This window comes from Rufibacter roseus, from assembly GCF_001647285.1.
Lineage (GTDB): Bacteria > Bacteroidota > Bacteroidia > Cytophagales > Hymenobacteraceae > Nibribacter > Nibribacter roseus.
Map to the genome: position 1 here is coordinate 1 of NZ_LRML01000028.1, position 12,351 is coordinate 12,351.

Consider the following 12,351-nt stretch of genomic DNA (forward strand, 5'->3'; position numbering starts at 1 on the left):
CCAACCTTCAAAAGGTTGGGCGCTCGCATTTTTAGGTTGAACTTTGAATTACAGTTTAGTGAGTTTCACGTCTTCCCAGAAACCCATGATGTTATCGTTGGGGCCTACTAGAATATCAACGCGGTCTTTGATGCGGCGGTGCATGGCATCACGCACTACGTAAACGCCATCTAGTTCTTCTGAAATGCCTTCTACTTTAACTGAATCACCGTAGCTGATGATACCGCCCCAGCGTGACAGCAAGTTTCTGGACAAGGCGAGCCAACGGTGTTTGCGCGGATTTTTCTCATTGATTTTAGAGCCGTCGGCGGTAATGAGGGGGGTGTCATCGGTTTGCTCAGCTTCAGGGAAATACACCGAGGCGCTTACCTGAAAAGTTGGCTTTGCGGGTTTTACCGGAGCCGTTATGAGCAGCGGACGAACAGCGGATGATTTTGCGGGAGCTGGGGTGGTAGACCCTGTTATTTCCTTCAGAAATGGGAAAAGCACCAGCAAAACTAATCCTAATGTTTGGTTTTTGACCATGCTTGCTTCATTGGTGGAACATCTATTTAGCAATTAGGTCTTTAACGCCGCACAAGAAAAATGGTTATTTTTAACGGAATCGTTACATTTTATCTACAACTGCAGTTCAATATCACCGTTTCTTCATGCCAGCACTTGAGCAGAGATAGCAGCTTAAAAAGAGCTGCGCCACTCTCTTTTTATAGAAAGTGGCGCAGCTAAATTTTTAATATTCTGGCTAGAGTACTAAAGCCTGTTTTTCAATTAGATTATAAACTTAATTTTAGCGGAATAAATTACTGTGGCAACTGCTTATCAAGGGCCTGTACTGCCTTCACCAGAAACTCTACAGCCTTCAGGTAAAAAGGCTGGTGAATGTTCTGGAACTCGTCTGTCTCTTTATGATAATGCGAATGGTCTTCTACCCCAAAGTAAACAAAGGGCACCTGCTTCCGGTGGAACGAACCGTGGTCTGACTGAAGCGTCCAGTCATCGTGGCCTTGTTCTGGGCGGTCATGGCCAAATCTCAGGTTGAAACCCTCTGGCTGCTTTACTTGCTCTAAAATTGGCTTTACCCACGGATGATGATAAGTACCAGAAGCGTACAGCTCATTTTTATCTGAAATACTTACCATGTCCAGGTTCACGTTGAGCAAAATTCGACTCAGCGCGATAGGCGGATTTTCTACAAAGGCCTTAGAACCTTGCAGCCCTTGCTCCTCAGCATCAAAAGCCACAAAAATTAACGTATGCTCCGGCTTTTCTTTTTTAAAGTGTTCGGCAATTGCCAGAATGGCTCCTATACCAGAGGCATCATCATCGGCGCCGTTGAATACTTTTCCGTTAATAGTACCTATGTGGTCGTAGTGCGCGGTAATAACAAGAGCTTTTTCTGATTTGCCCGGTATCATACCTACCAAATTTACTCCGGTAACGGGAGCATTGGCACCTCGGGGAGTAAAGGAGAACTCATGCTGATACCCGTTTCCTATAGGCATTAACCCTACCTGCTTAAACCGCTGCACCAAATAATTTTGCGCCTTAGCATGGCCCGAGGTATTGGGCAAGCGCCCACCCATAGAGTCGGCGGCTAATATTTCAACATCAAGAAGCACCTGGTTTGTCACCGGCACATTTTGTTGTGCGCACGAAAAAAAGCCCAGGCTGCAGACGCCCAGGATCACCGGCGACAAACGCATAAATGAAACGAATCTATTCATAGGCAAAAGATACAGCAAAAATTTAATGTTGCATTTACTCCTCCTTCAGAAGTTCTGTTTTAAGCTTTTTTTTCAGAAAATAAGCCTAAAACAGAAAAGCGCCCCTTTTTCAAGGCGGCGCTTTTAAGTGAATTTAACACTAAAATTTATTTGCTATGTGGTCATGATGCCCACCCGCTGTCCGTTTTCATTCAAGAGCATACCGTCGGTGCTCACAAAAATGGAAGAGAAGTAGCGGCTTTCCAGCACGTAAGGGTAGCTGCGGTTATTGGTTTTCTCCAGCTTACCTATCACTTCAATTCCTTCAGACGTTTCACGCACCAGGTTGAAGTTGGTAGTTACGTAAATGCGCTCGTTAGGCGCTCCCTGCAACTTTACCTGACGCAGAATGTACTGAGCTGGCATTCTAGACGCGCTAGATGAGCGTCTGGCGCTGGCGTTTGACACCACTGCCTGTTGGCTAGGTGCTGGGCGACTCAATGCGGCCACTTGTCTGTTTGGGGTGCCGGCCTTGGCACTGGCTAAAATTTGCGTTTCAGCGTTTCGCCAACCTTGGCTAATAGCGGCTAAACGAGAGCTTTTACCAGGATGAGTGTATGAGTCTTCATCATCGGCGAGTACCTTGATGGCGGCCTGCGCTTCACTTAAACTAGCCCCCATTTTACGCAGCACAAAGCCTGAAAACTCATCAGCTTCCAGCTCGTCTCTTAAATTGCTGCCCGTTTTAGACAATGTATGCCCATTCAGGTGGTGGCCAATTTCGTGGGCCAATATGCTAACGCCGGCCCAGTCAGTTTTGAGGGCATTGTTCAAAGAGCTTACAAAGCGCTCGTTGTATAAGATGTAGCGTTGTCCGTTCATGATGACCGCGGCGGCGTTGGGCACGTTGGCAGCTCTAACCTCAAACCGAGGCTTTAGGCCCACCACATCAATAATTTCGCTGATGATATCTCGTGCTCCGGTGGCGGCGGTAGTAGTGTATGATTGGTCAGCTCCTTTTTTGGCTTCAGCCATGGAGGGAGCCACGGTGGCACCAGCCATCATTACGCTGGCAAGTACAGTTAAAAGAACCTTTTTCATATGCTTTTCCATAGTATAAGTAAAACAGAAGAACACGCTAATTGATTCAACGTTTCAGCTGCTTATAAATTGCTATTTAAATAGTAGCAAGTTTTTTGCCAATTTTTAGAAAAGCAGGCCAAAAATACCTGGTCAAGCTCTTGTTCTATAAATATTTTTTTAGTTCCGGATGGAGCACAAAAAAGCCCTTAAAGTTTATTTAAGGGCTTTGGATTGTTATTAATAGTTGTTTTCGTTGTTGGCGTCTCCGTCGTTATTATCGCGCTCGTCAATGGTGTTGGCGGCCGCAGTCTTCTCCGTACCTGTAAAATTCACGTCCTGCTTCGTGGAGTCATAGCCCGTCATAGAACGTTTGTACATATCGTCATCGCTGGCACTTTGGCGCTCACGTTCTGACTGTATGCCCTGATGCGTTTTATTTACTGATTTATTATCTTTTTCGTCTTTCATAACTGTATCTCTTAAGTAAAACATGCAGCCTCCGTTTTGCACTTGGCCTGTATTCTTGTACTAAAGGCGCCCGAAAAAGTTCTTGCTTTCTACCTAATTGGCAGAGCAGCGTCTGTCAGTGGGCAAAAAGAAAGGTCAAGAAACTTTGTTTTCTATTGCGTCTAGCAGACCAAGTAATCCATGCGCCGTATCATCCACTTTATTGAGGCCCTCGAGCGCCTGCTCTTGCTGCCCTTTCTGGTACAACTCCCACAGGTTACGGGCTACTTTATGCATGTTATCATGTACTTTTTCTAGCTCTTTCACCTCTGGCAAGTGACCAATGCGGGGAATGGCAACCTCATAAATCCATTTGCCTAACGGACAGGCAGTAGTAGAGATGACAGGTTCTGTGTCAATGTTGGCACCGTACAACAAAGCACGAATTTTAGACTTGAATAACACGTGCTTGATGCGCGCCTGCTCAAAATCAAGTTTGCTGATAGTTTCATTATAATTCCTTTCCTCCTTACTAGCCATCTATTATAGTTTTTATCAGCTCCCCCCTACTGTGTGTGTTTTGACAAGAAACAAAAATTGCTCCCAATTTACTTTTGTACCCCAGAAATACTTGAAGACATCATCTTTTTCTGTTTAGGGGCTGCTTTTCTAAAAACAGCCCTAAAACAAAAAGACCTACAGCTCATTATTAGCCCGCTCTGCTTTGCGCAGCGGTGCCGTGAGCGGAGACTGGGTTATTTCTGATTCACTCTCATACCCTCTTACCCGCTCTTCGCCTATGCCCCCTGGGCCGGGCAGGAACTGGTTTAGCAAGGAGAAGACGTCGGTGACCAAACCGGGGAAAAGGCCGTGCACCCAACTAGCAAATTTGGCGTTCAGCCCTAAGGTTGCCTCTGCCTCGCCGTAGCGACAGGCGTTCATAATTTGGCGGGCAGCGTCATCGGCGGCCAGGGAAATAATGGGATTGGCATCAGCAATGGCAAACCAGGCGTACTCCTTTTCATTCTGCCCTTTCACGAAGGCGTTGCGGGCGCTGCCGGTGCGCATGAGGCCAGGGTTGATGGTAGTGACGTGTACGCCGTGCTGCAACAGTTCTGACCGGAAACCTTCTGACAAGCCCACCAAAGCAAACTTACTGCCGCTGTAAGGCAACAGGTGCGGCACGCTTACCTTACCACCAATGGAGGCAATGTTCACAATCCGGCCTTCGCCACGGGCTTTCATTTCGGGCATAACTTCCAGCATGGTGTACAGCGGCGCCCAGTAATGAATTTTCATAGCTTCCTCAAAATCGGCTACGGTCATTTCTTCCAGCGGTCCCGCTGAAATAACTCCGGCGTTATTGATAAGTACTTCTACTGGCCCCAGCGTCTCCTTTATTTCTTTTATCATACGCTTCACCTGCGTTTGGCTGCTCACGTCGCAGTTGAAAGCCATGACGGTGGCACCACCGGATTTAAGCTCCTGGCAAGCAGCGTCAAGTTGCTCCTGAGTGCGCGAGCAGATGGCAATTTTGGCGCCCTGTTCAGCAAACATTCTAGCCAGAACCAAACCAAGCCCACGACTTCCGCCTGTAATCAATACAGTACGGTCTTTAAAGGAGAACTCATGTCTGCGCCGTGAAATGGTGCGAAGGGCGAAAAGAGCGCCTAAGCCAGCACCTGCCAGCAGGAGGTTATTTTTAGTTTTGGTTTTCATAGTATGGTTACTTTTTAAGTTTCTTCAGATACTCGGCCACGTCAATGCCCTCACCCAATACCGGAGCGAAGAGGTCGCCTAACTTCTTTACGCGTTGGGGCACGTTCTTGATTGTAAACTGCGAAGGGTGCAACCCGGTTTTCACTTCTTTCCATTGCAGGGGTGTGGAGACCGTGGCCCCTACCCGCGGACGTACTGAATACGGCGCGGCAATGGTCTGCGCGATGGCGTTTTGCAGGTAATCAATGTAAATTTGCTTGCGCCGCTCCTTAGGGCTTCGTTCCAAGCTGGTGAGCTTGGGTAGCTGTTCATGTATTCGCTGGGCCAGTAAATGTGCCAGTTCTTTTACCTGCTCAAACGGCCATTTGGCCGCCAGCGGCACGTACAGGTGCATACCTGTTGCCCCCGATGTCTTCGCATATACCGGTATCTCAAGCTCGTCCAGCACCTTTTTAGCGGTAAGCGCCACTTCCACCACTTCATCATAGGTGTTCTCGCCAGGGTCTAGGTCCAGCACCAGGTAATCTGGGTTTTCTAAATGTTGCAGGCGGGAATTCCAGGGGTTGAGCTGAATGCAACCTAAGTTGTTCAGGTAGGCGAGCGTGGCTTTGTCCTGACAAACGAGGTAGTTTACGTCTTTGCCCGTAGATTCTGCCCTTATTTCTTTTGTTTGCACCCATTCCGGAGCGTGGTCACCAACCTCTTTCTGGAAGAAGCCGGGTTTGGTGATGCCGTTGGGGTGCCGCAACAGCGACTCTGGCCTGTTCACCAGATAAGGCAGAATCACATCGGCTATGGTCTGGTAATATTCCACCAAATCTTGCTTCGTGATTCCTTCTTCGGGCCAATACAGCTTGTCTGGGCTACTGATGTGTACCTCCTGCCCGTCTAACTGCAGCACCAACTCCTTTTTGCCTGATTTCTGTTTTGGGGCTGTTTTTGATTTTTCAGCCGATTTAGAGGAAGTAGCCTTTGCAGGCTGGCTTTCCTCTGAAATAGCTTTTTCGTGCACCACGTCTTTGGCCTTTTTGTCAACCCTAAGCCCTTTGAAGATGGCTTGACGCATTTGGCCGTCTGCTGTCCACTCGGCAAAAGACAGTTCGCATACCAACTCCGGCTTCACCCAGGTGACATCACGGGTCAGGCTTACTTTCTCCTTGAACGGTGACTTTTCCTGCACCAACGGCTCCAGCTTTTCTTTTAGCTCTTTCAGGCTTTTGGTGTTAAAGCCGCTGCCGCTCTGACCCACATATTTTAGTTCTTTGCCTTCATACACGCCTAGCACCAGCGCCCCAATGTGCTTGCGGCTGCCTTTGGGCTCAGTGAAGCCGGCAATGACCGCCTCCTGCCGCAAATGCGTTTTGATTTTCAGCCATTCCGCTGAGCGCTTGCCAACTAAATATTTGCTTTGTGCGGCTTTGGCCATTATTCCTTCCCAAGCTCCTTTTTGTGCTTCCTTAAAGAACTTGGTGCCGTCGCCCACTCGGTGCTCGCTGTACCGCAAAGGATTTTTCGCCTTAGACAACACTTTTTCCAGCAGTTCTTTCCGCTTGAGCAGGGGCTCTTGGGTGAGGTCTTGGCCGTCTAGGTAAAGTAGGTCGAAGATGTAGTAGTACAGGTGTTCTGAGGGTGTATTCTGGTAGTTTTGCAGGGCCTGAAAGTCTGCTTTGCCTTTCTTGTCCAGCACTACCAACTCCCCGTCAAGCACTGCCTCATGCGGCAGCTTTTCCAGCGCTTCTACTACCGGACTATACTTTTCTTTAAAAGATTTTCCGTTGCGGGAGTATAGTTCCACGTGACCGTCTGCCACTTCAGCCACGGCTCGGTAACCGTCCCACTTTACTTCGAAAATCCAGTCTTCATCGTCAAAAGGGCCGTCGGTGAGTTTGGCGGTCATGGGCACAATGTTGTGCGGCATGGCTGAATTCTTACCATTGGCTGATGTTGCTGATTTGCCGCTGCTGGCTTTAGTAGCAGCTTTCTTCTTGGCAGTGGTTGCTGAAGTTGATTTTTTCTTTGCACCTTTTGCAAAATCTTCAGCGTCATAAGGCTCCTCCACAGCGTCATCATCCTTCTTTTTAAGTAAGAGCCAAGCATCTTTCTGGCGGCCTTTCATTTTCACCAAAGAGAATTCGCCTTTCAGCTTCTTGCCGTCTAGCACAAAATGAAGTCTCCCCTCCTCCAGCTCCTGCAGCATCAGCTTTTCACCTTCTTTGCGGGGGAGGTTTCCTACGGCGTGGAAAGTACCTTCGTCCCAAATTTCAACGTGTCCGGCGCCGTAGTTTCCTTTCGGAATGTCGCCCTCAAACGTGCGGTAACTATAGGGGTGGTCTTCCACCTCTACCGCCAGTCGCTTGTCTGCTGGGTTCATGGACGGTCCTTTGGGTACAGCCCAGCTTTTTAGCACTCCGTCTAGCTCCAGCCTAAAATCATAATGGAGCTTTGAGGCCTGATGCCGGTGCACCACAAACTTCAACGCTCCTTTGCCTTTGGCTTCTTTTCCCTCTGGCTCGGGTGTCTTATTGAAGTGCCGCTTTTGGTTATATTCTTCCAGACTCATATGAGTTTTCTGTTGTAGGTTGTCAGTTGATGAAGGAGAACAGCAGATTGGTTGACTGTACTTTATTACCCCCACTTAAACTTTCTGCCTTTTACGGATGAAACCATTTAGGTGGCTTGGTAGCTGGAGAAGATGTCATGAGTGGTGACTGAATCTTGCGTTTTAGGGCTGCTTTTCAGAAAACAGCTCAAAAACAAAGGCCTGCCCCTTATAAAGAGGCAGGCCTTTGCTGTACTACTGTATAATTAAGATTCGTTTCTGGAACCGCGGCCGGCAATGTTCGGATTGCCGTTGTCATCGCGGCCTCCTTTGGCGCCTGGGGAGTATTTGTTGTCCTCAGGGTTTCCTCCGTGGCCAGCGTGTCCGCTGCTGCGGCCACCACCGGTACCGTCGTTGCCATTGTGGTTTCCTTTGAACCCGCTGTGGCTGTCACCTAAACCACCGGCATGGGTGCCATAGCCTGTGTCTTTGTCACTTTCCTGGTCGTGAGTCGGCTGGAATTTGTCACCGGTTGGCTGTTGCCCCAGTTCCATCTTCTTTTCACCATAACCACCGCCCTGGCGGCCCAGTACATCACCGCCACCGTTTTTGTCGTCGTGGGCCTGGCCATCATCTATGCGACCGCCGGCGTCGTTTACATCACGGTTGCCGTCTTTGTCATAGTTGGCAGTGTTTCCGCCTTCAGCTTTAGTGCCATAGTTATGGTCTGCGAAAACGCCGTCTCCCTGGTTTCCGTTTTGGCTGTTATTGCTTCCGTCTCCGCTCATTTGCGGTGTATTGTTGTTTTTATCTTGCTCTGCCATGAGTTTATTAGTTTAAATGAAACATGTAAGGTTCATGCTTCTAGTGTACGGCAGTATGCAAGATGAGTTAATTCTACAGAGCCAAAATACCAGAGGCAGCCATTTCACCGAGTCATAGACGGCGGAAAGGCGGCCGGTGCAGTAGCCCAGCTTTTCTCTGGCGCTGGTCCCATCACAAACTTCAGGTGCCCGCCCTGCATCACCTCGGCGTGGGTAATGTAAGACCGGTTCAATGGTTTACCGTTCAGGAACACCTGCTGCACGTAAACATTCTGGGCGCTGTTGTTTTGGGCAGTAACCTCAAACTTTCTGTTTTCTGGCAATTGAATAGTAGCATGTTTTACCAAAGGGCTTCCCAATACATAGTTGCCATCAGCGGGGTTCACAGGGTAAAATCCGAGGGCGCTGAACACGTACCACGCGCTCATTTGTCCGCAGTCTTCGTTACCGGCCAAACCATCTGGCTGAACACGATACATCACCTCCATGATGTTTCTGACCCGTTCCTGCGTTTTCCAGGGTTGACCAGCATAGTTATAGAGGTAAGCAATGTGGTGGCTGGGCTCGTTACCGTGTGCGTACTGCCCAATCAGCCCCGAAATATCTGGTGACACATTGTTTCCGGTCATTTGCGATGTCACGTTGAAGGTAGAATCAAGGTGCTGCACAAACTTTTTCTCTGAGCCGAAGAGATTGATGAGCCCTTTCACGTCATGCGGCACAAACCAACTGTGTTGCCAGGCAGTGCCTTCTACGTAGGCTGCGTCTTCACCGTGATCTGAGTAGAAAGGATCAAAAGGCGTTTTCCAGCTGCCATCGGAGTTTTTGCCGCGCATGAACAGCGTCTGAGGATCGAAGAGGTAGCGGTACCCAGCGGCTCTCTTGAGGTATTTCTGGTAGTCTTCTTCTTTCCCTAGCTTCTTGGCTACCTGCGCAATGCACCAATCATCATAGGCATACTCCAGCGATTTGGTCACCGACTGACCGCCTTTATCGGCGGGGATAAAACCGTAGGTACGGTAATCGTCGGTATCTCTGATGTTCTGCGAAGCACTGGCTACCATAGCGCTGTACGCCTCTTCTTGTTTCTCCGGCAGGTACCCTTTCAAAATAGCATCGGCTAAAACAGGAACAGCGTGGTAACCGGTCATGGTGTTGGTTTCATTGCCCGAAAGCTCCCACACGGGCAGTAACCCCAACTCTTGGTAAGAGGCCAACAACGAATTCAGGAAATCCGGCTGCCTTTCAGGTTGTGTAATGGTGTACAGCGGATGAGCGGCTCGGAAAGTATCCCATAGCGAGAACACGGTATGGCGGTTAAAGGGTCTGGTTCTTACCACATCTACGTTCCCTTTGTACTGACCCTTTACATCTGAAAATAAGGTAGGCGCCAAGTAAGTATGGTAAAGGGCGGTGTAGAAGATGGTGTCCATGACGGGTTCAATGAAACTCGCTTCTATTTTTCCTAACTCCCGCGCCCACTTGGCTTTTCCATTAGCCACCACCTTGTTAAAATTCCAGTTGGGCGCCTCGGCTTTTAAATTGGCCAAAGCCCCGTCTACGCTGGCACTGGAGATAGAAACCTTTACCAGAAGCGGAGCCTGCCCTTTTTCAAAAAACAGGGCTGCCCGCGTCTTACTTCCGGTAGCCGATTTCCCACTCACCACCTTACCGTTCTCTTTTAGTATCAGTTGCTTGATGGGCTGCGAAAAAACAGCCGCAAAATACACCCACTGCTGGTTTGCCCAACCCGTAGACTTGCGCAAGCCGGTTACCAGCGTATCACTCACCTGCGTAATGATGGTCTCCGTAGGTCTGTCCCAGTTTATGGCAAAGCCTAGGTCAAGTGAAATTGCTTTGACAGAATCTGCTGGAAAGGTGTACTGGTGCATGCCTACGCGGTCAGTAGCGGTAAGCGCCACTTTTATGCCGTTGTTTAGGGTAACTGCGTAAAAGCCAGGTTCCGCAAATTCATTTTGGTGGCTGAACTTCTGCCTTTCCTTCTTTTCAACTTCAGAAGCATAGTAAGGCATCATGGAAATATCAGCTAAATCGCCAATTCCGGTGCCGCTTAAATGCGTGTGGCTGAACCCGGCAATTAAGCTGTCTGAATAATGGTAGCCAGAACACCAGTCCCAGCCTTGGGTGCCATTGTCAGGGCTTAGCTGCACCATCCCGAAGGGCATTGCTGCCCCCGGATACGTATGCCCATGCCCACCTGTACCAATGAAAGGATCTACTACTGATACTTTAGCTGAAGCATTAGTTGATGTGGTGCTTTTTCTTGGGGCGCAACCTATCCATACAGAAACCAGCACGAACAGCGCGGGCAAAAAGCTTTTTCTCATGAGACTCCTTCTATTAAATAACGCTACAGCTTTATGCAGCAGCTATAGGCACTAAAGGTTATGGCGTTAAAATTAGAAAATTAAACAAACCAGGACTGTAACAACCCTATACTCCACTCCTGAAATTTTAAAAATAAGCATAAGAAATCAGCCCCAGTTGTTTTTCGGCCTGTTTTAGTAAAAACAGGCCGAAAACAACTGGGGCTGGCAAATGTGTGGACTTGCTTAATCTCTTCTGTGTCACGTAAGTTTCGGCAGTACGTTGGTTTTTGTCCACTGCACTCCAATCAAGGTTTTGGCATCAACAAAATTGTAACTAACTAGTTCTTCTGCCGTCATTTCAACAGATTTTATGTCCTCATTTTCATCATCCTTTCCCCCTCCTTCGCCTGATTTATGACTGACTTCGGCATAAAACAAAAAGATTTTTTCTTGGCAAGAACCTGGCGAGGGGTAAAATTCTGAAATGTATTCCAGCTTGTCTACCTCATAACCAACTTCTTCTTCTACTTCGCGGGCAATAGCTTCTTCCGGTTTTTCGTCGTCAGCATCCAGCATGCCGGCTACCGCCTCCAGTACCTCCTGCTCTACTGCTGGCCTGTATTGTTTGGCAAAAATGAACTTCTGCTTATTGGTATCATATACAATGGCTGCCGCCGCTTTGCCCGTCTGAAAAACTTCGCGTTTAAACTCTTCCTGCCCGCTTTTTACGGTGTATACCTGCAAACGGTAGTGCCCCTGGTAAACAGTTTCTTTGTTGGTTATTTCCATGAAAATATGTTTGTAGTTACTTCTGGTGGTTCGTACGCAGGTACTTAAAACAAGTTAATTAGCCGAATAAGCCTATGTTTAAATAGGATAATGCCCCAAATTATAGTTACATTCGTAAAGTGTTTATTACCATTCTAACTTTTTATGAAAATTTATTTCTTTTTGGGGCTGTTCATGCTCCTATTCTTAACCAGCGGAGCCGTGGCTCAAACGCAAAGCAGCCACCAGAAAGCCGCTGAAAATTTGCTCTTAATCATGGGCACACCCAAGGCCCTGGAAGATAATATCCAGCAAATGCTTACTATGCAAATGGAACAGGTGCCTGCATTGAAGGCAGCAGAATTAGAAGTTCGCGCTTTCTTCTCTAAGCACATGAACTGGGATGCAATCAAGGGAGACCTGATCAAACTATATGTGGCGGAGTTTACTGAAAAGGAATTGAAAGATATGACTGCTTTTTTTAACACCCCTACCGGCAAAAAAATGGCTAGCAAACAAAGCAAACTAGCCATTGAAAGCATGAAGATCGGTCAAGAGAGCCTACAGTCTCACTTACCTGAGCTACAGCAAATTGTTATGGATAAAATGAAGGAAGGCAACTAGTTCTTCTTTTACTGTTAATCAAAAAAGCCAGTTTCTTTTACAGAATCTGGCTTTTTTGTTGCGTCTGCCCTTCACATCATGGAACCTGTTTTGTAAAGCACACAATTTAGAGATTGCCGCTGCCCTTGTTGGTACTCTCTCTCACATTTCAGCTTGCAAAGCTTTTCTGCTTGCTGGCGGAAACCACAGAAAGTGCGACGGTTGCTATTGGCTCCTACTAAACAGGTTGCAGACAAGAACTTAAAAGAAGCTAGACTTACATTAGTATTCATGACAAAAGCCCTCTGTTTTAGGCCTGTTTTTCTTAAAACAGG

At 47.9% G+C, this 12,351-nt stretch carries 12 protein-coding genes; 1 reads left to right on the forward strand and 11 read right to left on the reverse strand.

Annotation, left to right across the window (positions count from 1 at the left end; genetic code table 11):
- Nucleotides 1–48: 48 nt before the first annotated feature.
- The 10 genes from A8O23_RS20925 to A8O23_RS20970 form a co-directional block, all read right to left on the reverse strand.
- Complete coding sequence (locus A8O23_RS20925; RefSeq protein WP_066626028.1) at nt 49–525, reverse strand: RlpA-like double-psi beta-barrel domain-containing protein; 477 nt, start codon at nt 523–525, stop codon at nt 49–51.
- Between the two features lie 275 nt (nt 526–800).
- Nucleotides 801–1,724: a M20/M25/M40 family metallo-hydrolase gene (locus A8O23_RS20930; RefSeq protein WP_082883205.1), complete on the reverse strand. Its 924-nt coding sequence runs from the start codon at nt 1,722–1,724 to the stop codon at nt 801–803.
- Nucleotides 1,725–1,877: 153 nt separating this feature from the next.
- Complete coding sequence (locus A8O23_RS20935; protein WP_239693471.1) at nt 1,878–2,804, reverse strand: M48 family metalloprotease; 927 nt, start codon at nt 2,802–2,804, stop codon at nt 1,878–1,880.
- A 219-nt stretch (nt 2,805–3,023) separates the two neighbouring features.
- Complete coding sequence (locus A8O23_RS20940) at nt 3,024–3,254, reverse strand: hypothetical protein (RefSeq protein ID WP_066626032.1); 231 nt, start codon at nt 3,252–3,254, stop codon at nt 3,024–3,026.
- A gap of 135 nt (nt 3,255–3,389) precedes the next feature.
- Nucleotides 3,390–3,773, reverse strand: a complete 384-nt coding sequence (locus tag A8O23_RS20945; protein WP_066626034.1) for a CZB domain-containing protein — start codon at nt 3,771–3,773, stop codon at nt 3,390–3,392.
- 156 nt (nt 3,774–3,929) lie between these two features.
- The gene (locus tag A8O23_RS20950; protein WP_066626037.1) at nt 3,930–4,952 is read right to left on the reverse strand and encodes an SDR family NAD(P)-dependent oxidoreductase; all 1,023 of its coding nucleotides are present in this window, start codon (nt 4,950–4,952) and stop codon (nt 3,930–3,932) included.
- 7 nt (nt 4,953–4,959) lie between these two features.
- Nucleotides 4,960–7,512: a DNA ligase D gene (ligD, locus tag A8O23_RS20955; protein WP_066626040.1), complete on the reverse strand. Its 2,553-nt coding sequence runs from the start codon at nt 7,510–7,512 to the stop codon at nt 4,960–4,962.
- Nucleotides 7,513–7,757: 245 nt separating this feature from the next.
- Nucleotides 7,758–8,315 carry a hypothetical protein gene (locus tag A8O23_RS20960; RefSeq protein ID WP_066626045.1) on the reverse strand — a complete coding sequence of 186 codons (558 nt, stop codon included), beginning with the start codon at nt 8,313–8,315 and terminating at the stop codon, nt 7,758–7,760.
- A gap of 104 nt (nt 8,316–8,419) precedes the next feature.
- Nucleotides 8,420–10,663, reverse strand: coding sequence for a GH92 family glycosyl hydrolase (locus A8O23_RS20965; protein WP_074988455.1), 2,244 nt, complete (start codon nt 10,661–10,663; stop codon nt 8,420–8,422).
- Between the two features lie 240 nt (nt 10,664–10,903).
- Complete coding sequence (locus A8O23_RS20970; RefSeq protein ID WP_066626048.1) at nt 10,904–11,434, reverse strand: NUDIX domain-containing protein; 531 nt, start codon at nt 11,432–11,434, stop codon at nt 10,904–10,906.
- A 144-nt stretch (nt 11,435–11,578) separates the two neighbouring features.
- Here A8O23_RS20970 and A8O23_RS20975 point away from each other — a divergent pair, with 144 nt between their 5' ends.
- On the forward strand, nt 11,579–12,037 hold the full coding sequence (locus A8O23_RS20975; RefSeq protein WP_066626057.1) for a DUF2059 domain-containing protein: 459 nt from the start codon (nt 11,579–11,581) through the stop codon (nt 12,035–12,037).
- A 71-nt stretch (nt 12,038–12,108) separates the two neighbouring features.
- On the opposite strand, the gene A8O23_RS21790 is transcribed toward A8O23_RS20975, so the two are convergent.
- On the reverse strand, nt 12,109–12,351 hold a 243-nt coding region (locus tag A8O23_RS21790), incomplete at its 5' end, for a hypothetical protein (protein WP_204377727.1).